The sequence below is a fragment of the Vibrio intestinalis genome, assembly GCF_025195085.2.
Lineage (GTDB): Bacteria > Pseudomonadota > Gammaproteobacteria > Enterobacterales > Vibrionaceae > Vibrio > Vibrio intestinalis.
This window is the reverse complement of sequence record NZ_JANAVY020000004.1, coordinates 217,898-240,772: the sequence shown is the minus strand read 5'-3', so window position 1 is coordinate 240,772 and position 22,875 is coordinate 217,898. Positions and strand designations below refer to the sequence as shown.

At 46.6% G+C, this 22,875-nt stretch carries 21 protein-coding genes; 15 read left to right on the top strand and 6 right to left on the bottom strand.

The window, feature by feature from the left end:
- Nucleotides 1–32: 32 nt before the first annotated feature.
- Nucleotides 33–962, top strand: coding sequence for a bifunctional GNAT family N-acetyltransferase/hotdog fold thioesterase (locus MU515_RS09325; protein ID WP_260260152.1), 930 nt, complete (start codon nt 33–35; stop codon nt 960–962).
- On the opposite strand, the gene MU515_RS09320 is transcribed toward MU515_RS09325, so the two are convergent.
- From MU515_RS09320 to hslR, 4 genes are all read right to left on the bottom strand, one after another.
- On the bottom strand, nt 926–2,851 hold the full coding sequence (locus MU515_RS09320; protein ID WP_260260151.1) for an AsmA family protein: 1,926 nt from the start codon (nt 2,849–2,851) through the stop codon (nt 926–928). The two genes, MU515_RS09325 and MU515_RS09320, sit on opposite strands and share 37 nt — an antisense overlap.
- A 113-nt stretch (nt 2,852–2,964) precedes the next feature.
- Nucleotides 2,965–4,593, bottom strand: coding sequence for a phosphoenolpyruvate carboxykinase (ATP) (gene pckA, locus MU515_RS09315; RefSeq protein WP_260260150.1), 1,629 nt, complete (start codon nt 4,591–4,593; stop codon nt 2,965–2,967).
- Nucleotides 4,594–4,929: 336 nt separating this feature from the next.
- Complete coding sequence (gene hslO / locus MU515_RS09310) at nt 4,930–5,820, bottom strand: Hsp33 family molecular chaperone HslO (RefSeq protein ID WP_260260149.1); 891 nt, start codon at nt 5,818–5,820, stop codon at nt 4,930–4,932.
- 15 nt (nt 5,821–5,835) lie between these two features.
- Complete coding sequence (hslR, locus tag MU515_RS09305; protein WP_260260148.1) at nt 5,836–6,222, bottom strand: ribosome-associated heat shock protein Hsp15; 387 nt, start codon at nt 6,220–6,222, stop codon at nt 5,836–5,838.
- Between the two features lie 228 nt (nt 6,223–6,450).
- On the opposite strand from hslR, the gene gspC reads away from it, so the two are divergent.
- The 12 genes from gspC (at nt 6,451) to MU515_RS09245 (ending at nt 17,742) form a co-directional block, all read left to right on the top strand.
- Nucleotides 6,451–7,374, top strand: coding sequence for a type II secretion system protein GspC (gene gspC / locus MU515_RS09300; RefSeq protein ID WP_285892402.1), 924 nt, complete (start codon nt 6,451–6,453; stop codon nt 7,372–7,374).
- 34 nt (nt 7,375–7,408) lie between these two features.
- Entirely contained in the window at nt 7,409–9,439 is a 2,031-nt protein-coding gene (gene gspD, locus MU515_RS09295) for a type II secretion system secretin GspD (RefSeq protein ID WP_260260146.1), read from the top strand.
- Entirely contained in the window at nt 9,439–10,932 is a 1,494-nt protein-coding gene (gspE, locus tag MU515_RS09290; RefSeq protein WP_260260145.1) for a type II secretion system ATPase GspE, read from the top strand. The genes gspD and gspE overlap by 1 nt, the downstream gene beginning before the upstream one ends.
- Nucleotides 10,932–12,155 (top strand): type II secretion system inner membrane protein GspF, encoded by a 1,224-nt coding sequence (gspF, locus tag MU515_RS09285; RefSeq protein ID WP_260260144.1) that lies wholly within the window; start codon nt 10,932–10,934, stop codon nt 12,153–12,155. Before gspE ends, gspF begins: the two co-directional genes overlap by 1 nt.
- Nucleotides 12,156–12,231: 76 nt before the next feature.
- Nucleotides 12,232–12,666, top strand: coding sequence for a type II secretion system major pseudopilin GspG (gene gspG, locus MU515_RS09280; RefSeq protein ID WP_279257150.1), 435 nt, complete (start codon nt 12,232–12,234; stop codon nt 12,664–12,666).
- A gap of 54 nt (nt 12,667–12,720) precedes the next feature.
- Nucleotides 12,721–13,305: a type II secretion system minor pseudopilin GspH gene (gene gspH / locus MU515_RS09275; protein WP_260260142.1), complete on the top strand. Its 585-nt coding sequence runs from the start codon at nt 12,721–12,723 to the stop codon at nt 13,303–13,305.
- The gene (gene gspI, locus MU515_RS09270) at nt 13,292–13,648 is read left to right on the top strand and encodes a type II secretion system minor pseudopilin GspI (protein WP_260260141.1); all 357 of its coding nucleotides are present in this window, start codon (nt 13,292–13,294) and stop codon (nt 13,646–13,648) included. Before gspH ends, gspI begins: the two co-directional genes overlap by 14 nt.
- On the top strand, nt 13,560–14,297 hold the full coding sequence (gene gspJ, locus MU515_RS09265) for a type II secretion system minor pseudopilin GspJ (protein ID WP_349775429.1): 738 nt from the start codon (nt 13,560–13,562) through the stop codon (nt 14,295–14,297). The genes gspI and gspJ overlap by 89 nt, the downstream gene beginning before the upstream one ends.
- Nucleotides 14,287–15,297: a type II secretion system minor pseudopilin GspK gene (gene gspK / locus MU515_RS09260; protein ID WP_260260139.1), complete on the top strand. Its 1,011-nt coding sequence runs from the start codon at nt 14,287–14,289 to the stop codon at nt 15,295–15,297. The genes gspJ and gspK overlap by 11 nt, the downstream gene beginning before the upstream one ends.
- Nucleotides 15,266–16,474 carry a type II secretion system protein GspL gene (gene gspL, locus MU515_RS09255; protein ID WP_260260138.1) on the top strand — a complete coding sequence of 403 codons (1,209 nt, stop codon included), beginning with the start codon at nt 15,266–15,268 and terminating at the stop codon, nt 16,472–16,474. Before gspK ends, gspL begins: the two co-directional genes overlap by 32 nt.
- 10 nt (nt 16,475–16,484) lie before the next feature.
- The gene (locus MU515_RS09250; RefSeq protein ID WP_260260137.1) at nt 16,485–16,976 is read left to right on the top strand and encodes a type II secretion system protein M; all 492 of its coding nucleotides are present in this window, start codon (nt 16,485–16,487) and stop codon (nt 16,974–16,976) included.
- Nucleotides 16,977–16,980: 4 nt separating this feature from the next.
- Nucleotides 16,981–17,742: a type II secretion system protein N gene (locus tag MU515_RS09245; protein WP_260260136.1), complete on the top strand. Its 762-nt coding sequence runs from the start codon at nt 16,981–16,983 to the stop codon at nt 17,740–17,742.
- 30 nt (nt 17,743–17,772) lie between these two features.
- Here MU515_RS09245 and envZ read toward each other — a convergent pair whose 3' ends face one another.
- Both envZ and ompR read right to left on the bottom strand, forming a co-directional pair.
- Nucleotides 17,773–19,089, bottom strand: a complete 1,317-nt coding sequence (gene envZ / locus MU515_RS09240; RefSeq protein WP_260260135.1) for a two-component system sensor histidine kinase EnvZ — start codon at nt 19,087–19,089, stop codon at nt 17,773–17,775.
- 95 nt (nt 19,090–19,184) lie between these two features.
- Nucleotides 19,185–19,904, bottom strand: coding sequence for an osmolarity response regulator transcription factor OmpR (gene ompR / locus MU515_RS09235; protein ID WP_260260134.1), 720 nt, complete (start codon nt 19,902–19,904; stop codon nt 19,185–19,187).
- 374 nt (nt 19,905–20,278) lie between these two features.
- Here ompR and MU515_RS09230 point away from each other — a divergent pair, with 374 nt between their 5' ends.
- Both MU515_RS09230 and greB read left to right on the top strand, forming a co-directional pair.
- The gene (locus tag MU515_RS09230) at nt 20,279–22,267 is read left to right on the top strand and encodes a methyl-accepting chemotaxis protein (protein ID WP_260260133.1); all 1,989 of its coding nucleotides are present in this window, start codon (nt 20,279–20,281) and stop codon (nt 22,265–22,267) included.
- A 97-nt stretch (nt 22,268–22,364) separates the two neighbouring features.
- Complete coding sequence (gene greB, locus MU515_RS09225) at nt 22,365–22,844, top strand: transcription elongation factor GreB (RefSeq protein WP_260260132.1); 480 nt, start codon at nt 22,365–22,367, stop codon at nt 22,842–22,844.
- The last annotated feature ends 31 nt before the right edge of the window (nt 22,845–22,875 follow it).

Sequence of the window (22,875 nt, the reverse complement as noted above, 5' to 3'; positions counted from 1 at the left end):
TATCGCATTGAAGCCTTTAGAAAAGGATTTTTATGTTTAAGTTGATCACGCCTAAAACGGATAACCAACTCAAGAAATATTACCACTTTCGTTGGCAGATGCTGCGTGAGCCTTGGCGTATGCCTCACGGGTCTGAAAAAGATGAGTTCGACTCGATGAGCTATCATCGCATGATTGTCGATGGTCGCGGCCGCCCAATTGCAATTGGCCGTTTGTATATCACCCCTGATCATGAAGGCCAAATCCGTTACATGGCGGTCAAAGGCAATCGTCGCAGTAAAGGTATGGGTTCACTTGTGTTGGTGGCGTTAGAGTCTTTAGCCCGCCAAGAAGGGGTGAAACGTTTAGTCTGTAACGCCCGTGAAGATGCCATCTCTTTTTATGAAAAGAATAATTTTGAGCGCCGTGGTGAACTGACCGATGAACGTGGCCCTGTGCGCCACTTACAGATGGTCAAACCGCTTGACCCAATGGCTAACGTACTGCGTAAGCCAGAGTGGTGTAGTGAGCTACAAGAGCGATGGGAACACCATATCCCAATCAGCGACAAAATGGGGATTAAGATTAACCAGTACACCGGCTATCAGTTTGAATGCGGTGCTCAACTTAACCCTAACTTAAACCCGCATAACACCATGTTTGCTGGCTCAGCGTTTACCTTAGCGACCTTAACTGGCTGGGGGATGACTTGGCTGTTAATGAAAGAGCGCGACCTGCATGGTGATATTGTTTTGGCTGACAGCCAAATTCGTTACCGAAAGCCAGTTGAGCAAAACCCAGTGGCTTGTACCTCGCTTGATGGTATCAGCGGTGACTTAGATAGGCTTGCCTCTGGGCGCAAAGCGCGCATCGTCATTCATGTCACTATCTACAGTGGTGATACACCTGCCGTCGATTTTGTTGGTACTTACATGCTGCTACCGGATTACAAAGCAGTACTCGATTCAAGACTTGATTGCTGAGCTGGCTGAGTTTTGTTTTGGCAAAGGTTGCTTAAATTGAGCACGCCAGAGATGGCCTCAAATTGAAGATGTTGGCAAAGGTGTTGAGATTCCCAAATCAACGTCGCTAGCTCTGGCTTGGTTAGGTCGACTTTGCCTGCAAGCTTAGGTTGATCGCTTTGCGATGGGCTATTTAGGGCAATGCGGCCTCGGTCGGCATTTATCATAATGTCATCTAGAGCAAAGCTTTGCTCGAAAGTTTGCTGCTCTGCGTGTTTGCCAAGGCTTAAATACCCCTGACGAATGTTCGCTTCTACCTCACCCGTCAGAGAATGCGCCAGCATCGAGTAATCCCCTGCTAAGCCTGACAATTGCGCAGAAAAATCAACAATGCCACTTATTTGTAATGGTTGTTGCTCGGTAGTGAGTTTTTGATCGAACGGTAGGCCATCTAATTCAATAGAGAGCTGCCATGGCGCGCTTAAGCTGTTGCGTTGCCATTGGCCATTGGCGCTGATGTAACCTTGCTCTAAAGGCAATAATGCGCGATCTAGCGTCCACTGATTATCGTTGGCGCTCATATCGATAGCTGCTTGGGTGGTGAGGTACTTATCAATGCTTGCGCTGTTGATGGTGGATATCACCTTCCCTTGCCACAAACCTACTTGCCCATCGCGAATCAGTTCAAGTTGTTTGCCATCTAAGTTGAGCCCCGATACTTGCCAGAATGGTTTAGATTCGAGTTGAATGATTTGCAGGTTGTTTATATCGAGCGTGTCGATGCGCAGCGCTTGCAGTTGTTTAACTTGATTCCATGCTGATAGAAGTTCGGTTTGCGCTTGCTCTAACCATTTCATTCTTGTGAGTTTTAAGTACTTAAGTGCAATGCTATTGGGTTGAATCGTACCTTTAAGCTGCACGCGCCCCTGTTGCCAATCACTATCGAGTTCTTCAATAGCGATATTTTCTGGTGTTAGGGTAAGGGTGGCGGTTGGCTCTACCCATTGTTGCTGGTGGTAGCGAATCGAATCCGCGTTAAACGATAGGTAGGCTTGCTGTTGTTGCCAAATAGATTTTTGGAGCAATACATTCTCAAATGAGGCATCGAGATTGACGAAACTCACTCCATGAAGAGTGACATTACTTTTGAGAATATCGAGGCTATTAATGCTCTGAATATGGCTCGTGAGCGGTGATAGCTGAGTAAGCTTTTGTTCGATTGGTTGCTCATCGCTTAGCGAGAGTTGGTCAATGGTGACATTGATTAAAGACCAGCCTTGCGCGTATTGCTCTGCTTGGCCTGATATTTTGGCTTTGTTCCACTCAAATGAAGCTCCATATACTGTGCTGTCTTGCGCTTTGTAATCCACATCAACTAATAGGTTGTCGAGTGCTTGGCCTTGCAGATACAACTGCTCAGCGGCAAGTTGGATATTGCCAAACGGCAGTATTTGCTGGCTAGACCATTGTGGATTATCAATTTGCAGGTCAACGCCGCGAGCAGACCAGTGTTGACCCGAAAATTCACTTTGTTTGAATGCTAGCTGCTTTACTTCAAACGCTTCAAATAGTGCGAGTGAGTGCTGACTAAGGTCGATATTGGCTTGTTCGATGACAATCGCATCAAACTGCCATTGATCTTGGGTTGGCAGTGATTGGCTTAACCACAACTCTACTTTAGGCATATAGAGGGGCTGCTCCTCACCAATAGTGACGCCTTCTAGAGTCAGTTGCAGTGGTGGTGTGTAGTCTGCCGACTCCACATGGATTTTTTGCTCAGATAACTGGCTAAGGATTTGATTGATCATTGGCGTCGCGTAGCGGCTTTGTAATAAGCCAAATAGCACAGCGCTGGTAACAACAACCAGAGCCAATAGAGCAATTAAAGTAATGCGAATCGGTTTTTTCACTGCGCAGTTATCCTTAAACGATTATCTTCATGATTAAACCTAGCAAATTGGTTTGGTGCAACAAAAAAGCCCCTCAAAAGAGGGGCTTGGTCAACTAATTTGAGACTAAGTCACTAATCCAGTTGTGGACCAGCTGCAACTAGCGCCTTACCTTCAGCGTTATCTGTGTACTTATCAAAGTTATTGATGAAGCGTGTCGCTAGGTCGTTTGCTTTGCTTTCCCATTGTAGTGGGTCTACATAAGTGTCACGTGGGTCTAAGATGCTTGGATCTACGCCTGGTAGTGAAGTCGGAACTTCCAAGTTGAACACAGGGATGTGCGTGGTTTCCGCTTTCTCAATTGAGCCATCTAAGATCGCATCAATGATGCCGCGAGTATCTTGAATCGAGATACGTTTACCGCTGCCGTTCCAACCCGTGTTAACAAGGTATGCTTCAGCTCCTGCTGCTTCCATACGTTTCACTAATACTTCTGCGTATTTCGTTGGGTGTAGTGTTAGGAACGCTGCACCGAAACACGCTGAGAAGGTTGGCGTTGGTTCTGTAATGCCACGCTCAGTACCGGCAAGCTTGGCAGTAAAGCCAGATAGGAAGTGGTACTTAGTTTGCTCAGGTGTCAGTTTAGAGACTGGTGGAAGTACACCAAACGCATCAGCTGATAGGAAGATCACTTTGTTTGCATGACCGCCTTTTGATACAGGCTTAACGATGTTTTCGATGTGATGAATAGGGTAAGAAACACGAGTGTTTTCTGTTTTAGAACCATCATCAAAATCGATTGAGCCATCATTGCGAACCGTGACGTTTTCTAGCAGCGCATCACGGCGAATTGCGTTGTAGATGTCTGGCTCCGCTTCTTTAGAAAGCTTGATGGTCTTTGCGTAACAACCACCTTCGTAGTTGAAGACGCCATCGTCATCCCAGCCATGCTCATCATCACCGATTAGCGCGCGTTTAGGGTCTGTTGATAGTGTTGTTTTACCTGTGCCAGATAGGCCGAAGAATACAGCAACATCGCCTTCTTCACCCATGTTGGCACTACAGTGCATTGACGCAATGTCTTTCAGAGGAAGGAAGTAGTTCATCATTGCGAACATACCTTTCTTCATCTCACCGCCGTACCAAGTACCGCCGATCAATTGCATGCGTTCTGTTAGGTTGAATACTGTGAAGTTTTCAGAATTCATGCCGTGCTCTTCCCATTTCTGGTTTGTGCACTTGGCGCCGTTCATCACGACGAAATCTGGCTCAAACGTTGCCAACTCTTCTTCAGTTGGGCGGATGAACATGTTTTTCACAAAGTGAGCCTGCCAAGCTACCTCAGTAATAATACGGATGCTTAGGCGAGTATCTGGGTTTGCACCACAGTAACCGTCGATAACAAATAGGCGCTTACCTGAAAGTTGGCTAGTCACTAGCTCTTTTAGGTCGCTCCACGCTTCTTGTGAAAGAGGCTTGTTATCATTTTTAACTGCGTCAGTTGTCCACCACATGTGTTCTTCTGTGGTAGCGTCTTTGACGATGAACTTATCTTTAGGTGAGCGACCAGTAAAGATACCTGTGTCTACCGCTACTGCGCCGAGTTCAGTGACTACGCCTTTCTCATAGCCTTCCAAATCTGCGCGAGTTTCTTCTTCAAACAACATTTCGTAACTAGGGTTGCGCACAACCTCTTTTACGTTATGAAGTCCGTGCTTGGTTAGATCAATTGTTGCAGCCTTTGTGTGTTCCATAACGGTCATAGGTGCTCCTTTGTGGAAAGTTTTTGTAGGGATTTTGTAAGAATGTTTTATTTTTATCTGCTCACCATGCTAGCAACGGGTCGGGGATAAAACAGCGAGATAGTTCAAAAATTATCCACTATTATATTGAGGATTTAGGTGACTCGTCACATATTGGCACGGATAGTTTATCGCGCACGCAAACCATTGCGCTAGTGCATAAATATTATTAATACATAGAAATTAAGTATGGCGTTCTATACCGTAAGCGTACGCTATCACTGGGTTTGGATCACAAAAAAAGCCAGCGTGATGCTGGCTTCAGATGGTATTAATATGCTTGTTATGTGATGCAAATTAATGAATTGTTTTGTTACCTTTTTCTGCATCACTAAACAGTTCAGCAACCTGTGGTTCGTCGAACGTATAATTCGTGCCGCAGTAATCACAATGTAAAGAAATTGAACCAACTTCCTTCAAAATGTCATTAATTTCAGTACGGTCGATGGTAATGATCGCCGCGCCACTGCGCTCGCGAGAACAACCACAATAGAACTCTACAGGCTGAGGTTCGAATAGACGTACCGTATCTTGGTTGTATAGGCGGTAAAGTAGCTCATTGGCTGGAAGGCCAAACAACTCTTCATTTTTAACTGTATCGGTGAGTTGCTCTAGGTGCTCAAAATCATCTGCGCTGCCAGTGCCGTCAGGCATTACTTGGATAAGCATACCAGCCGCATGTGGTTTACCTTCAAATTCACCAGTGCGAATCCAAAGGCGAGTTTTTAGCTGTTCAGAGTTTGCGAAGTAACCTTCAAGCACTTGCGCTAGGTTATCGCCTTCTAAACCTACAACGCCTTGGTAGCGCTCACCTTTTTTCGGCTGGATAGTGATCACTAGGTAACCTTTACCCATCATATCGTGCAGGCTAGCGTCGTCTGCGATATCACCTTCCCAGCGAGCAACACCACGGATTTTTTGGTCATGATCGCCATTGATAACCGCTAGTGATACTGGGCCATCACCTTGCAGTTGCATGGTGATAGAGCCTTCAAATTTAAGCGTTGCAGTAAGAAGAGTCGTTGATACAAGTAGCTCACCCAGCAACTTCTGTAGTGGCGCTGGATATTCCTTGCTGGAAATAATTTGCTGGTACGCTTCATCCAGTTGTACCAGTTCGCCACGTACCGAAAGATCTTCGAATAGGTAACGATTTAAAACATTGCTCGTGCTTACAGTGTCAGTCATTAGAACATTCCAGCTTTATTGGTGTTTAAATTTAATGATGTCGCGGCGCTGCTTTTTGTCAGGGCGGCGATCAGGGCTAGGGTTATGGGCATGAAGCTTGCGGCGTTGAGCGTTATCTTCGCGCTTAGCCAGACTTTCTGCAGTTTCTGTGTAGAGAGTTTGAGCCTCAGGAGCACCACGACGCTGATCGGAAATTTTCACGATAGTTACCGTCTTTTCCTCGTGCCCTTGGCGCAAAGTGATAACCGCTCCAAGTTCGACGGTTTTACTCGGTTTGCTACGTTGGCCATTATAGTGGACTTTGCCGCCATCGACCATATTTCGTGCAATAGAACGCGTTTTGTAAAAACGTGCGGCCCAGAGCCATTTATCTAATCTTACTGCTTCAGTTTGGGAACCCATTTCAACTTTTACCCTCTAATAGGAGCTACATCGGAATTAACAATGGTGATGTAGTGCTCATTTTTCAAGGTTCAAGTGAACATTAAACTTGCACGGTGTACCGTATGACTATTTTTAGGTATAGACCGGTTTCATAGTTTGATAGAATAGTCTGTTCGCAATTTGATTACTTTTTTGTAATTAAAGCCAACAGTTGGCGTAGGTAGCTAGAAAAAATAGCAAAGATGAATGCAAGGAATACGAGTGAATCAACTTCGTTTAGGCTCATCACAAGGGCTTAAAATATTAAACGTGCTAAAGAACAACCAAGGTCGCATTAGTGCGTGGTTGACCGCTATTTTATTGATTCTGACTGCATGGATTTTAGGTCAATTGGTCTGGAAGCCTTTTGTTTCTCCTCAAGTAGCTACTTGGCAGCCTTCAAACTCGAACCGCACCGTGGCCGCTCAGCCACAGCTTAATATCGCTGAACTGAAAAACAGCCATCTATTTGGTGAATTTAAAACTTCTCAGCCTGTCGTAGCGGCTCAGCCGGAATTAGAAGACGCGCCGAAAAGTCGCTTGAATGTGACTCTAGTGGGCGTTGTAACCAGTACTCAAGCCGAGAAGAGCCTTGCGGTGATCGCTCAAGGTGGCCAGCAGGCGACTTACGGTATCAACGAAACCATCAAAGGTACTCGCGCCAAATTAGTACAAGTGCAAGGCGATCGCGTGATCGTTGATAACTCAGGCCGCAATGAAACAGTGATGTTGCAAGGTATTGATTATTCGCGCCCAGTGCAAAACAACCAAGCGAAAAGCAAAACGCCTCGCCAAGCTAGCCCTACACTGTCTAACCAAACAAAAAATCAGCTCGCAAAAGTGCGTGCTGAAATCAGTAAAGATCCGAAGCAAATTTTCCAATACGTTCGTATGTCTCAGTTCAAACAAGGTGACGTGATTGTGGGTTACCGCTTATCAGCAGGTAAGAGCCGAGAGCTGTTTGAATCTGTAGGCTTGCAGAACGGAGATATCGCGACTCACCTGAATGGGCAAGATTTACGCGAGCCCTCAGCCATGGGTGACATTTTCAGTCGTCTATCTGAATTAACAGAATTGAATTTAACCGTAGAGCGCGATGGTCAGCCCTACGATATTTATATCGAATTGTAATCCGCGCAGACAGTTATCCTTTAAGGAGTAAAGAGTGAAGCATTGGCTTAAGAAAAGCGCATGGCTTTTGGCAGCAAGTTTAGCTGCCTCACCAATGGTATCGGCAAATGAATACAGTGCTAGTTTCAAAGGTACTGATATTCAAGAGTTTATTAATATCGTCGGTCGAAATTTAGAAAAGACGATCATTGTCGATCCTTCAGTGCGCGGCAAGATTGATGTGCGTAGCTACGACACTCTTACCGAAGAGCAATATTACAGCTTCTTCCTCAACGTACTGGAAGTTTACGGCTACGCCGTGGTTGAGATGGATAACGGCGTCATCAAGGTGATTAAAGCGAAAGACGCGAAAACATCGGCAGTGCCTGTTGTTGGCGATGGTAACGTCTCTGGTGATGCTGTAGTGACGCGCGTGGTTGCGGTACGTAACGTGTCTGTCCGTGAACTTTCTCCTTTGCTGCGTCAGCTAAATGATAACGCAGGTGCGGGTAACGTTGTTCACTACGATCCAGCCAATATCATCTTAATCACAGGTCGTGCGGCAGTGGTGAATCGTCTCGCAGACATCATCAAACGCGTTGACCAAGCGGGTGATAAAGAAATTGAAGTTGTGGATCTGAAAAACGCTTCTGCGGCGGAAATGGTGCGCATTGTCGATGCGTTAAATAAGAGCACTGAAAACAAAAATGCACCAGCGTTCTTGCAGCCTAAGCTCGTTGCAGATGATCGCACTAACTCGATTCTAATCTCTGGTGACCCACAGGTTCGTAAGCGTCTGCGCCGCTTGATTCAGCAACTTGATGTTGAAATGGCGACCAAAGGGAATAACCGCGTGGTTTACCTAAAGTATGCTAAAGCAGAAGATTTGGTCGATGTTCTGAAAGGAGTATCTGACAACCTCCAAGCGGAAAAAGGCAGCGGTAAAAAATCATCAAATTCAGCGCAACGCACAGAAGTGGTGATTGCCGCTCACCCGGCAACCAACGCATTAGTCTTGACGGCACCACAAGACATCATGACAGCACTGCAAGATGTGATTGCTCAGCTTGATATTCGCCGCGCGCAGGTGTTAATCGAAGCTCTGATTGTTGAAATGGCAGAAGGCGACGGTATTGACCTTGGCGTGCAGTGGGGTTCGTTAGAAACGGGCGCTGTGATTCAATATGGCGGTGGTACTGGCGGCGCGCCTTCTATTGGCCAAGTCATGGTGGGCTTGGAAGAAGCAGGCGACCAAACCAGCACCGAATACTACACCGACAGCAATGGCGATCGCGTTCCTTACCAAGTTACTGAATCGGGCAACTACGACACGCTCGCTTCTGCACTGGCGGGCGTAAATGGCGCAGCAGTAAGCCTAGTAATGGGTGATTGGACTGCGCTTATCAATGCAGTATCACGTGACTCCAACTCAAACATCCTCTCTTCACCAAGTATTACCGTAATGGATAACGGCGAAGCGTCATTCATTGTGGGTGAAGAAGTACCGGTTATTACTGGTTCGGCTGCGGGTTCTAATAACGATAACCCATTCCAAACTGTTGATCGTAAAGAAGTAGGCATCAAGCTAAAAGTGGTACCACAGATCAACGAAGGTAACTCGGTTCAACTCAACATTGAACAAGAGGTATCGAACGTATTAGGCGCAAATGGCGCGGTAGACGTTCGTTTTGCCAAGCGTCAGTTGAACACTTCGGTCATTATCGAAGATGGTCAAATGATTGTATTGGGTGGTTTGATTGATGAGCGCGCTCTAGAGAGTGAATCTAAAGTGCCGCTATTAGGTGATATTCCAGTACTTGGTCACTTGTTTAAGTCGACCAGTACTCAGGTTGAGAAGAAAAACCTGATGGTGTTCATCAAGCCAACCATTATTCGCGAAGGCGTTACGGCGGATGGCATTACTCAACGTAAATACAACTTTATCCGTGCCGAGCAGTTATACAATGCGGAACAAGGTTTGAAACTGATGGATGATGGTCATATTCCAGTGTTGCCTGAGTTTGGTCAGGAACCTCGTCATCCACCTGAAATCCAAGCTTTCATTGATCAAATGGAAACGAACTAATGAGTGAGTTAGCAAGGGAGATTTCCCATCGCCGCTTACCGTTTGGTTTTGCTAAACGCTTTAACTTGGTGCTGGAGTCAGCGCCTAGTGGCTTAACGCTTTATTATGTTGAGCCGCTAGCGATGGAGTCTCTGCTTGAAGTGAAGCGAGCGGTGAATCAGAGCTTTGATTTACAATCGATCAGCAAAGCTGAGTTTGAGAAAAAGCTTACTCAGGTTTATCAGCGTGATTCTTCTGAAGCGCGTCAGTTGATGGAAGATATTGGTGCAGACAGCGATGATTTCTTCTCTCTAGCGGAAGACTTACCACAAGATGAAGACTTGCTAGAGTCGGAAGACGATGCGCCAATCATCAAATTGATTAACGCCATGTTAGGCGAAGCGATCAAAGAAGGCGCGTCAGATATTCATATCGAGACATTTGAAAAAGCGCTGCTGATTCGTTTCCGCGTCGATGGCGTATTACGCGATGTATTGTCGCCAAGCCGTAAGCTTGCCCCTTTGTTGGTATCTAGGGTGAAAGTGATGGCGAAGCTAGATATTGCCGAGAAACGCATTCCTCAAGATGGGCGTATTTCTTTGCGTATCGGTGGCCGTGCGGTTGATGTGCGTGTCTCTACGATGCCATCTTCTCACGGCGAACGCGTGGTAATGCGTTTGTTAGATAAAAACGCTACTCGATTAGATCTGAAAAGCTTGGGGATGACCGAGCGTACCCACGATCAATTCCGCACAATGATTGAACGTCCTCACGGTATCATCTTGGTGACAGGCCCAACAGGCTCAGGTAAATCGACCACTCTTTATGCTGGCTTGCAAGAGCTCAACAGCAACGAAAGCAACATTCTAACCGTCGAAGATCCGATCGAATTTGATATTGACGGTGTCGGACAAACCCAAGTTAACCCTAAAGTAGACATGACATTTGCCCGTGGTCTGCGTGCTATTTTGCGTCAAGATCCAGATGTGGTGATGGTGGGTGAGATTCGTGACTTAGAAACTGCGCAAATGGCGGTTCAAGCTTCGTTAACGGGTCACTTGGTTATGTCGACGCTACACACCAATACAGCCGTGGGTGCTATCACCCGTTTGCGTGATATGGGCATCGAACCTTTCTTGATCTCATCTTCACTGCTCGGCGTATTAGCGCAGCGTTTGGTGAGAACCTTATGCCCAGATTGCAAAGTGCCTTATCAAGCCAATGCCACGCAAAAGCAGATGTTTAATCTCGCCGAGTCAGATTCGTTAACTTTGTATAAACCACAAGGTTGTGAGAAGTGTAATTTCAAAGGTTATCGCGGCCGTACCGGTATCTATGAGTTATTGGTAGTCGATAGCAAAACCCAAGAGTTGATTCACAATGAGTCGGGCGAACAAGCGATAGAAGCCGCAGTGCGTGAACATACACCAAGTATTCGTGATGACGGTTTGGAAAAAGTACGTTTAGGCATTACCTCGCTTGAAGAAGTGATGCGGGCGACCAAGGAAGGCTAATGGCAGCGTTTGAATACAAAGCACTGAATGCCCGAGGTAAAGCGCAAAAAGGCGTGATCGAGGGAGATAATGCCCGTCAGGTGCGTGCTCGCCTAAAAGAACAAGGCTTAGTGCCCATTGATGTGATTGAAACGCGTCAAAAAACCAGTAAGCAGCAAGCGGCCAATACCTTACAGTTTAAACGTGGTATCAGTACGCCAGACTTGGCTTTGATAACCCGTCAGCTCTCTACCTTAGTGCAATCTGGCATGCCGCTAGAAGAGTGTCTAAAAGCAGTATCGGAGCAATCTGAAAAGCCGCGTATTCGAACTATGCTCGCGGCGGTTCGTGCTAAAGTCGTTGAAGGCCACACATTGGCTGATGGTCTAGCCGATTACCCGCATATTTTTGATGAACTGTTTCGAGCTATGGTGGCAGCCGGTGAGAAGTCTGGTCATCTAGATGCGGTATTGGAGCGATTAGCCGATTACGCTGAAAACCGACAAAAGATGCGCAATAAGCTGCAACAAGCTCTGATTTACCCGATTGTGCTGGTGGTATTTTCAATCGCGATTATTACCTTCTTGCTCGCCTCTGTGGTGCCTAAAATTGTTGGACAGTTTGTGCAGATGGGCCAAGAGTTACCCTTTTCGACCCGAGTTTTGATTGCTTCGAGTGACTTCGTACAACATTGGTGGCTATACATAATGGTAGTGATTGTTGCTTTGACCTATGCGGCCAAATACGCGCTATCAAAACCAAACTTACGTTTGGCGTGGGATAGGAAAGTCATCAATATGCCCGTGGTGGGTAAGATTGCCCGCGGTTTGAATACCTCGCGTTTTGCGCGCACTTTATCAATTTGTACCTCGAGCGCCATTCCTATCTTAGAGGGTATGAAGGTCGCGATTGATGTTATGTCGAATCAATTTGTGAAACAGCAAGTCACTTTAGCGGCCGATCGAGTGCGTGAAGGGGCGAGCCTGCGTAAATCATTGGATCAGACCAAGCTGTTTCCACCGATGATGCTGCACATGATTGCTTCCGGTGAGCAAAGTGGTGAGCTAGAAAGTATGCTGACCCGTGCGGCAGATAACCAAGATGACAACTTTGAATCAATGGTGAATATCTCGTTAGGCATTTTTACCCCATTGATGATCGCTGTTATGGCCGGTTTGGTGCTGTTTATCGTAATGGCCACCATGATGCCGATATTAGAAATGAATAATTTAATGAGTCGCTAGCGCTATGACAGGCAGTGATTCATCAAACATTGTGTTATTGGAGAAAACAATGAAAAACCAACGCAATAATAAACTTATGAAAGCCAAACAAGGCGGCTTTACTCTACTTGAGCTGATGGTTGTGGTCGCGATTCTTGGCATTCTAGCTAGTGTGGCTGCGCAAAACTTATTAGGCAGTAAAGACACTGCATCTCAGAAGGTAGCAGCAACAGATATCAGAACCCTAGAAACCGCGCTAGACACCTACAAGCTAAACCATAACGTTTACCCAACTACGGATCAGGGCCTAGAAGCCTTGGTGACTGAGCCGACTAACCCTACACCACGTAATTACCCGAAAGATGGTTACATTAAGCGTTTACCACAAGACCCATGGGGTAATGATTACCAATACCTAAGCCCAGGCGACAACGGCTCTATTGATATCTTCTCCTTCGGTGCTGATGGTCAAGAAGGTGGTGAAGGGGTTAATGCTGATATCGGCAACTGGAACCTACAAGATTTTCAATAATCATCTTCTGGCGGCCTAGGTCGCCAGCCTTTTCCTCGTTTCAAGAAGACAGCTGTGACAAAGCAAAAAGGTTTTACCTTAATTGAACTGTTATTGGTGGTGGCTTTGCTTGCCGTCACAGTCACGGCTGTGGTGCTTTCATTGCCCAATAATAGTCGTGATATTGCCGAACAAGAGGCGAAGTCCCTCTGGTTTAGAGTGCAGTTGTTGAATGAAGAAGCGATGTTGAGTGGGCGCGATTTTGGTTTAAGAATTGATGATGAGGAATCGCGCTATGCCTTGCTTCAACTTGAAGATGATGGTTGGCAATTACTTTCGATGGATCGCATCAATGCTGAAACTGAGCTAGGTGATGCCATTGTTGTTGAGCTCAATTTAGGTGGCAGCGTATGGCAAGACCAAGAGCGTTTGTTTGAGCCATCCAGTCTATTTGACGAGCAAATGTTTGCTGAGCTTGATGAAGAGAAAAAGCAAGCGCCACCGCAAATCTTTATTACGTCCAGCGGCGAAGTGACGCCATTTTCTATTGTTGTTTACCCATCCAATCGTGACGCTGATGAAAGTGGATGGCAGATAGTGGCAAAAGAAAATGGCCAAGTGCTATTGCTCGCACCGGGAGAGCAAGATGAAGCGAAATAATCGAGGCATGACACTACTAGAGGTTCTAGTAGCATTGGCTATTTTCGCGCTCTCGGCAATGGCGATTGTACGTTCGGTGGGTCAGCACATTAATACGCTGACGTTGATGGAAAGCAAAACTTTTGCCGCCATGGTGGCCGATAACCAAATGGCTAAAGTGGTTTTGCAGCCTAAAGGACTGACACGTAAGCAAGGCAAAGAAGAGATGGCCAATCGCACTTGGTATTGGACGATAACACCACTTAAAACCCAAGATGGCCTTATTCGCGCGTTTGAAGTCACGGTGTCAGACACGAAAAAGGGGGCGCCGATTGTCTCGGTGCGTGGTTATGTCCCTAAATAGTCTGTTTTCTTCGTCAACAAACGCGAAACAGTCAGGCTTTACATTGATTGAGCTGCTGGTGGCTTTGGCGATCTTTGCCTTTTTGAGCATTGGTGCGCAGCAGGTGCTGAGCCAAGTGCAACGCAGTAACGAGATCTCATTGCAGCGCGGCGAGCGTTTAAAAACCTTCCAGCGCACTTTGGTGTTTCTCGATAACGATTTTCGCCAAATGGCCACTCGCCAAATGCGAACCAACGGAGAAGAGCCAAGTACCCGTTTGATTTATTGGCAGGACTATCTGCTCGATTCTGATAGCAAAGGTGTTCTGTTTAGCCGCTTAGGTTGGCATAACCCGCAGCAACAATTTCCCCGTGGAGAAGTCACCAAAGTGGGTTATCGAGTCAAAGATGGTGAGCTTCAACGCGTGTGGTGGCGCTATGTGGATACCCCCGTGGGGCAAGAAGGCATAGTGATGCCGCTGATTAACGGTATCGAAGCGTTCGAGATGCGTTTTTTTGATGGCCAGAAGTGGAGCGACGGTTGGGATAAAAGCATGGAACTGCCAAAAGCAGTCGCGGTGAGCTTAACCTTGCAAGACTTTGGCAAAATAGAGCGAATCTATCTTACCTCTGGTGGATCAGTGACATTGGAGAACAACAATGAAGGCTAATCAGCGCGGTGTAGCGCTCATTGTTGTATTAATGATTCTAGCCATGATGGCTGCGATCGCTGCCACCATGTCAGAGCGTCTTTTTACCCAGTACAAACGCTCCAATAATCAAATTAATTACCAGCAAGCTTATTGGTACGCGGTGGGTGCAGAAGCCATCGCCATTGAAGGTATCGAGCAAAGTTACGATGACAGCGATACCATCAACCTCTCTCAGCCTTGGGCGCTAGACGAGCAAACCTATCCACTGGATTTTGGCTCGCTCACTGGCAAGTTGGTTGATAAGCAAGCGTGTTACAACCTTAACGCTTTGGCTGAAACTGAACTCACAGCGAACTCAACCAGCGCGCCGTATTTGGTCAATGTGCTGCAAGAGTTGATGAAAGCATTGGATATGGATACACATATCGCAGAGGTAGTGGCGCATTCTAGTTGGGAATACGTCGATACCAACAACCGTATTGACTCGGTTGCAGGCGTTGAAGACAGCGTGTATGAATCGATGTCGCCAGCGTATATGGCGGCCAACGGAATGTTAGCCGATGCCAGTGAACTACGTGCGGTGTATCAGGTGTCGGGCGAAGTCATGACTGCATTAGCGCCGTATGTATGCGCTTTGCCGACGGCAGATTTTCGCTTAAACGTGAATACATTAGAAGAGTCACAAGCGGCGCTGCTTTCAGCGATGTTTTTACAGCAATTGTCACTCAGTGATGCGGAAGCCCTATTGGCTAACCGACCTTATGACGGTTGGAGTGATATCGATAAATTTCTTGCCGAGTCACAGCTTAGTGGTGTGAATGACGCCGCGAAAAAACAAGCGAAAGGCTATTTAGGCGTTGATAGCGCGTATTTTGAATTGGATGCACAGGTAGTAGTGCAAGAGTCACGAGTGCGAATTCGTAGCCTACTACACAGTGATAATCGAGAAACTGCGACGGTAGTACGCCGTCGCTTTGGAGGAATCGGTGAGCGAGTACCTGATCGTTCGGCTGAGTAATAATCACCAATTAGATAAGCAATGGCTGGTTTGGTCTGAAAGCCAAAAAGAAGTGATTGCGAGTGGCGTAGTGCCTGCAGAACAAGAATTGTCTGTGATTGCTGACTACGCAATGCAGCGTCAAACCATTGTGTTGCTCTCTGCAACTGATGTGCTGCTTAAACAAGTTACCGTGCCTGCGGGCGGTGCTCGTCAGTTTGAAACTATGCTGCCTTACTTAGTAGAAGACGATGTCGCTCAAGATGTCGATCAACTGCATTTTACGGTACTGGCGAAACAAGACTCGCAAGCGGATATCTGCGCCGTTGATAAGCAATGGTTGCAGCAGCAACTAACGCAATTGCGTGAATTTGGCTTTAATGTGCGCAAGGTGTTGCCGGATGCATTGGCATTGCCAGATGGTGAAGGCATTTCTGCGGTGGAATTAGCAGGCCAATGGCTACTGAAAAAGCAGCACTACCAAGCCGTGTCTGTGGATTCAGCATGGCTGCCGATGATGGCACAATCTGACTGGGTGAAAGACGATGAGCAGTGGTTGCCACTACAGGCGTTTTCTCCCTTGCCGTCGTTAGCGCTCAATGATCAGCAAAACTGGCAGCAGGCTGAGCCGCAATTAGTGATGCAACTGTTAGCGACTCAGGCGATTGCGAGTAAAGTGAATTTGCTGACTGGTGAGTTCAAACCAAAGTCGACCGTCACTAAGCATCTTAAAATATGGCGTAAAGCCGTGATCGCCGCTGTGGTTTTGCTGGTGGTTCTGATCACGCAAAACATTCTTCACACGCGTCAAGCTGAGGCGCAAGCTGCTGCTTATCGCGCAGAAAGTGAACGTATTTTCCGCGCTGTGTCAGGCAAGAAAAAAATCCCAACCGTCAGTTATTTAAAGCGTGAGTTAGAAAGAGAAGCTGCGCGTCTGTCTGGTGGTCGCAGTGGCGATACGGTTCTCGATTGGTTAGTAAAATTGCCCGAGGCATTTAAGGCCGCGCCAGATTCAAATCTCACAGGTTTCAAATATGACAGCCAACGTGAAGTGGTGAGCTTAGAAGTTACCAGCAAAGATTTTCAAACCTTTGAGAAGATGCGTGCCACTTTAGAGCAAGAATTTACCGTCAAACAAGGCCAGCTGAATAAAGAAGATGGTTTAGTGTTTGGCTCGTTAGAACTAAGCAAAAAGTGAGGTTGAAGCGATGAATAAATTATTAGCCTCATGCAATCAGTGGTGGAATAGCATTACTCAACGCGAACAACGTTTAGTCAGCATTGGCGGTGCAGTGTTGCTATTTGGTGTGATCTATTGGGGGCTTTACCAGCCAATCGCAGACAGCGCAGCGCAGGCTCAACAACGTATTCAGAATGAAAAACAATTGCTGAGTTGGGTACAAAAACAAGCCGATACGATCTCATCACTGAAAGCGGCGGGTGGGCAATCCATTTCACCTTTGCCATTTAATCAGGCGATCTCTTCGTCAGCTCGTCGCTTTAAGATTGAACTCGTTCGCGTCCAGCCGCGTGGTGAAGAGATGCAAGTTTGGGTTCAACCCGTTGCGTTTAACCAGTTGGTAAACTGGCTTGATTACTTAAACACCAACCACGCGATAGACGTTATCTTTCTTGATATCGATAAAACTGCTCGCTCAGGTGAAGTTGAAGTAAAACGCTTACAATTGAGCAAAGGGTAAGGACGTGAAGAAGAAACTATTACTAATACTGGTGTTAGTGCTGACGTTTATCATCAGTGCACTGGTGCATTTACCCGTGAGTGTTGCATTAAATTATGCGCCGTTACCTGCGCAGCTAAAGTTAAGCGGTGTATCAGGGACGCTATGGCAAGGCCACGCAAACCAAGTAACGTGGCAAGGCAGAAACATCGGTGAAGTTCGCTGGCAGTTGGTGAGCAGCAAATTGTTCACCGGTAAGCTTGAAGCTAAGGTTCGATTTGGTCGTGGAAGCGACTGGCAATTGAAAGGTCGTGGTAATGTTGGGTATGGTCTTTCAGGTGCTTACGCCAATAACCTGATCGCATCGATACCTGCTGAGCAAGTTGTAGCTCTGGCGCCGTCACTCCCAGTGCCATTAGGGATCAGTGGTCATGTAGAGTTATCAATTAACGAGTGGCACTATGCGTCGCCGTATTGTAAGACAGGCCAAGGCCAATTGGTGTGGAATACCGACAGTGTTGGTACGCCACTGGCAGACTTAGTGATTGGCCCTGTTGTTGCCGATATCAATTGCCAACAGAGCGAAATCACAGCGCAGGGTAAGCAGCAAAGTGAACAAGTTAGCGCTGAGTTTGATCTTGTACTCAATGACAAGCAGCGTTATCAAGCCAAAGCGTGGTTTATGCCCCAGTCAGAGATGCCGAGTGCTCTGGCTGAGCAGCTAAAATGGCTACCCAAACCTGATGGGCAAGGGCGCTATCAATTTAGCTATAACGGACGTTTATAAAAAATACCCCAGCTCAGGCTGGGGTATTTTTTATTTATATTTTGAGTTAGTAGGGAAGCTGACTTGCACTTTTAGCCCGCCTTCACTGCGGTTATTGACCACCACAGAGCCATTATGTTGGCTGACGATTCTTTTTACGATGGCAAGGCCAAGTCCTGTGCCTTCACTTCCCCTAGCAGTATCGCCGCGAGTAAAAGGTTCAAATAGCTTCGCGACCTGATCTTTCGCAATGCCAGGGCCATTATCTTCGATACATAGCCAACCGAGTTTATTGTCAGCTGTCATACCTGAGCTGATTTTTACCCATCCATTACCATAGCGCACGGCATTAACCACTAGGTTACTCACAGCGCGCTTAATGCCAATGGGGCTACCAAATACCGAGGCGAGCGGTTGTAGTTGAGTATCTATATCAATGTGATGACGGCCACCCTCTGAATTCGCGAGATCTTGGGCGATGGCGTTCAGGTCAACATCGACAAAAGATTGCTTATTTACGGGCTTGAGGTAGTCCATGAACTGGCTGATGATTTCATTACACTCTTCGGTGTCACTGATGATGCCTTCGGCTAAATAGCTATCTTCTGGTGACATCATTTCAGTGGCAAGACGAATACGAGTCAATGGGGTGCGCAGATCATGGCTAATACCCGCCATGAGTAAGGCTCTGTCTTCTTCGAGTGCTTGGATACCTTTCGACATTTGGTTGAACGCATGAGTCACTGAGCGGATCTCAGAAGTGCCTTTCTCTGGTAACGGCGGTGGGATTTCACCTCGACCAACGCCTTTTGCGGCTCTTTCTAATGCTACCAGTGGCCTATTTTGCATTCGGATAAACAGCCACCCACCGGCAATGATCAATAGCGCCATAATCAAGCTATTTTGAAACAGAGGCGCAAAGTCTTCTTCTTGCAGTTCAGAAAGAGGAATGCGAATCAGTGAATCGGGCAACGTCTCGATTTTCATCCACAGTACGTAGCTTTCGTCATCCAAGGTCATTCGCACATTGGTTGGCGTGCCAAGTTTGTGGCTCATCTCTTCACTCATCAAATCAATAGTGAGCGCGTGGTGAAATTCATTCGCGATGTCACTGTCTTTGGCGTGGATGGTTACTCCAAGTTGCTCAAGTACTTGGCGTCGAGTTAACGCATCCATCACAAGGCCGCTTTCAGGGGTCTCAGAGTCGCCTAGCATCAAGTTAATTTCGTAGCTCAGAATCTTGTTGAACTGCTGCAAGCTGGGTAACAAGGCGTAATTAAATACTGCGTAGTATGAATAGACTTGGCTGGCGACCAGCAGAGTCACGAAAAGTAAGATCGATTGGGTCAGTGAGCTGCGAATTCGCATAGTAAGCCCCTATAGTGCTTGGTGTTGATTGGGCAGGTATCTACAAAAAGTGCGAGATAAAATCTCGCACTTCATTAGGGGAAAGAGTTTGGCGCTTACGCCTCTTTGCCGTCTGGTACGAATACGTAACCTAGGCCCCATACGGTTTGAATATAACGCGGTTTGCTTGGGTCTACCTCTAGCATGCGACGTAAACGTGAGATCTGTACGTCAATCGAACGCTCCATCGCTGAATATTCTCGACCGCGTGCCATGTTCATTAACTTATCACGCGATAGTGGCTCACGCGCATTGGTCACCAAGGCTTTGAGAACCGCAAATTCACCAGAGGTCAGTGGCATGGCTTCATCACCACGATACATTTCACGCGTACCTAAGTTTAGGCGGAAATCACCAAACTCCACCACAGACTCTTCTGAGCTCGGAGCGCCAGGCAGTTCAGTGGTTTGGCGACGTAAAACCGCTTTGATACGCGCAAGTAGTTCGCGTGGGTTAAACGGCTTAGGCAGATAATCATCGGCGCCAACTTCGAGGCCGACAATACGGTCAATCTCATCGCCTTTTGCGGTAAGCATTAATATTGGCAGTACATTGTTGGCATTACGGAGACGACGACAAATGGATAAGCCATCTTCGCCCGGCAACATAAGATCTAATACCATCAAGTGGAAGTTTTCACGCGTTAATAGACGATCCATTTGCTCGCCATTCGCAACGCTGCGCACTTGGAACCCTTGCTCTGAAAGGTAACGCTCTAACAGCGCTCTTAAACGAGCGTCGTCATCGACCACCAGAATTTTATGATTTTCTTGCATTGCCACACCTTATAAAAAAAGCATTTAGCAAAAATGTATCACTGTTTGTGCCCTTACGCTTGACCAAATTGTTACTCTTTTTATCTAGGCCCTGTTTTTATCGCGAAACCTAGTGAGTTTTATTCACCTCTTTACATTTTATCCGCTATTGATCGAAAGTTCTGTTTCATCCTTACATTGCCGATTTTCGATTGGTAATAAGACTCTTTCCTGAATTTATCGACTTTGCACTGCTAAATGCGATTCACAGTTTGTGGTTGAAGTGCAAGCGGTGTCACAACCTTGCTATGTCGTTGCTTTTTTATTCAGTTAAAGCGGAGTTCGTATGGTTAAATAACCGCATAATAAAAAGGTTTATTTTACAGGTAAGTACTATGTTCAAAGGTTTATTTAATCGTCAATCAGACGTTCAGCAACAAGCGCGACCCAGCCAAGTGGTTCAAATTTCGAGCCGCGACATCTCAGCAGAAACGCTAGCGCCGCTTACACTTCAAGGCGAAGCAAGCCTTGTTATCGCGTATATTTCTCCTCATCTAACATTTGACCAAATTAGCCGCAGTTTAAAATCTCATCTTTCTAGCGTTGATCATTTGGTGACCATTCAAACCGCGGGTGAGCTAGGTGGCTCACGCTTTTATCAGCCAGCGGACGGTTCGTGGGACAATATTGTACTGCACGCGTTTTCTAAGCAGATGTTTGCCGATGTGGACGTGCATACCGTAGCGCTGCATTGTGAAGACATTAAATCGGGTTCGCCGCGCTTAACGCCAGAACAACGCATTGAAGCGATTTCATCAGAACTTCGTAAGGTGATGCCGCGCCGAGCACCAAACTACTTTGATACCATTGCACTGACCTATTTTGACGGCCTTTCTGCCAGTGAAAACTTTTTTATGCAGGCGCTGTATAAAAACGAGCAATTCCCTTGTTACTTTGTCGGCGGCAGTGCAGGTGGTAAGTTAGATTTTGCTTCCGCGAAAGTGGCTTATAACGGCACTGTGCTTGAGAACAAAGCCTTGATTGCTTTTGTGTCACTCGCGCCTGAATATCGTTATGGTGTGTTCCGTACCCACAACTTCACCCAAAGTAAGTTTAAGTTAACCGTCGCAGAGTTCGACGCTAACACCCGCGTGTTGCGAAGTTTATATAACCCAGTCAGCAAAGCGTTGGTCACGCCAGTTGAAGCGCTATGTCAGCACTTTCGCTGTGAGCCAGACCAACTGCAAAAATATCTGGCGGGCCACTCGTTCGGTGTACCAATCAACAATGAAATGTTCATTCGTTCGATTGCCGCGATTGATACCGACAGCGGAGCGATTACCTTCTTCTGTGATATGGCGTTTGGTGATGAACTGCATCTACTGGGCAGTGAAAATATTGCCCAAGCAACCTCTCGTGATTTTGACCGATTCATGCAGGGTAAATCGACCAAACCTGTCGGCATGATCGCTAACGACTGTATTTTGCGTCGTTTGAACAACGGAGCACATTTAAATGATGTGCGTTGTTTTGATGGTATTGATATATCAGGCTTCTCAACCTTCGGTGAGCTGCTTGGCGTTCACATGAACGAAACCCTGACCGCTTTGGCATTCTTTAAAGTGGATCTGGGTGACTCGTTTAGCGATGCAATCGCAGATCATTACCCAGTGAACTACTCGCACTACCGCGAGCATTTCTTGGCGCGTCGAATCAACAGCGCTGAGTGTATCGAGAAGATTCAGCAATCTCTGATTGACCAGCTTCAGCACTACCGTCCTATGGTACAAGAGTCGAGTGCACAACTTGAGAGCATTGGTTCTCAAGCGCAACATTCAGCGCAGCAACTCACCGAGATTCAGCAGCAATTTGCTTCATTTACCACTCAAGTCGATCAGCAAGCTGAGCACCGTGACCGTCTTAACCGCCGTATCACCACGTTGCAGCAAAGCTCAGAAAAAGTGGTTGCGATCTTAAACGCCATCTCTGGCATTGCAGAGCAAACCAACTTGCTGGCACTGAATGCGGCAATTGAAGCTGCTCGTGCTGGCGATGCTGGGCGCGGTTTTGCAGTGGTTGCCGATGAAGTGCGTGCACTGTCATTGAACACGCAAAAAAGCTTAAACGAGACGGGCGAAACCATTGATAACGTTTCTTCATCGATTGGTGAAATTGAAGAGTCGATAGAAGACGTTAACCAAGTAATTTCACTCATTATCGAGCAATCGACAGAGTTAAGTGGTCAATTGGAAGAACTGACTTCGGCCGCGAATAGTTCTGCCCATATTGCGCAAGGCGGTGTGGAGCAAGCTCGCAGCGCACAAGAAGAGATGACGATGATTGACAGCAACATCGATACCCTACATAAATTAGTTAATATGTAAGAGTGATGTCATAAGACTTAAGCGCCCTTTTACAGGGCGCTTTTTTGTGTCAAATTGTCAGAGCGAACCGAATACAAAGCAATAATGGAACAAAAGCGTGAAAACTAACCTAATAACTCGTGAAGGCTACGACCGCTTAAAGAAAGAGCTCGATTACCTATGGAAAGAAGATCGCCCTGAAGTCACCAAGAAAGTGACGTGGGCAGCAAGCTTAGGTGACCGCAGTGAAAATGCAGACTATCAATACAACAAGAAACGATTGCGAGAGATTGACCGCCGCGTTCGTTATTTACGTAAGCGCTTAGAGCAAGTGACGGTTGTCGATTACTCACCACAGCAAGAAGGTAAAGTGTTCTTTGGTGCTTGGGTTGAAATAGAAAACGAGCAGGGTGATACCAAGTCATTTCGTATTGTTGGGCCGGATGAAATCTATGGTGACGCAAAAGGCTACATCTCTATCGATTCACCAATGGCACGCGCTTTACTGAAAAAAGAAATTGATGATGAGTTCAGCGTAAAAACCCCTGAGGGTTACAAAGAATGGTTTGTTAACTCGATTCGTTATACGCAAGAATAAACAAAAAGAGCTGCGAATTATCGCAGCTCTT

What these genes read in the sequence shown, in the direction of transcription:
- MU515_RS09325 (WP_260260152.1), top strand. Translation starts at nt 33, where the DNA reads ATGTTTAAGTTGATCACGCCTAAAACGGATAACCAACTCAAGAAATAT.
- pckA (WP_260260150.1), bottom strand. Translation starts at nt 4,593, where the DNA reads ATGACCGTTATGGAACACACAAAGGCTGCAACAATTGATCTAACCAAG.
- hslO (WP_260260149.1), bottom strand. Translation starts at nt 5,820, where the DNA reads ATGACTGACACTGTAAGCACGAGCAATGTTTTAAATCGTTACCTATTC.
- hslR (WP_260260148.1), bottom strand. Translation starts at nt 6,222, where the DNA reads ATGGGTTCCCAAACTGAAGCAGTAAGATTAGATAAATGGCTCTGGGCC.
- gspC (WP_285892402.1), top strand. Translation starts at nt 6,451, where the DNA reads ATGCAAGGAATACGAGTGAATCAACTTCGTTTAGGCTCATCACAAGGG.
- gspE (WP_260260145.1), top strand. Translation starts at nt 9,439, where the DNA reads ATGAGTGAGTTAGCAAGGGAGATTTCCCATCGCCGCTTACCGTTTGGT.
- gspF (WP_260260144.1), top strand. Translation starts at nt 10,932, where the DNA reads ATGGCAGCGTTTGAATACAAAGCACTGAATGCCCGAGGTAAAGCGCAA.
- gspG (WP_279257150.1), top strand. Translation starts at nt 12,232, where the DNA reads ATGAAAGCCAAACAAGGCGGCTTTACTCTACTTGAGCTGATGGTTGTG.
- gspI (WP_260260141.1), top strand. Translation starts at nt 13,292, where the DNA reads ATGAAGCGAAATAATCGAGGCATGACACTACTAGAGGTTCTAGTAGCA.
- gspJ (WP_349775429.1), top strand. Translation starts at nt 13,560, where the DNA reads ATGGCCTTATTCGCGCGTTTGAAGTCACGGTGTCAGACACGAAAAAGG.
- gspK (WP_260260139.1), top strand. Translation starts at nt 14,287, where the DNA reads ATGAAGGCTAATCAGCGCGGTGTAGCGCTCATTGTTGTATTAATGATT.
- MU515_RS09250 (WP_260260137.1), top strand. Translation starts at nt 16,485, where the DNA reads ATGAATAAATTATTAGCCTCATGCAATCAGTGGTGGAATAGCATTACT.
- envZ (WP_260260135.1), bottom strand. Translation starts at nt 19,089, where the DNA reads ATGCGAATTCGCAGCTCACTGACCCAATCGATCTTACTTTTCGTGACT.
- ompR (WP_260260134.1), bottom strand. Translation starts at nt 19,904, where the DNA reads ATGCAAGAAAATCATAAAATTCTGGTGGTCGATGACGACGCTCGTTTA.
- MU515_RS09230 (WP_260260133.1), top strand. Translation starts at nt 20,279, where the DNA reads ATGTTCAAAGGTTTATTTAATCGTCAATCAGACGTTCAGCAACAAGCG.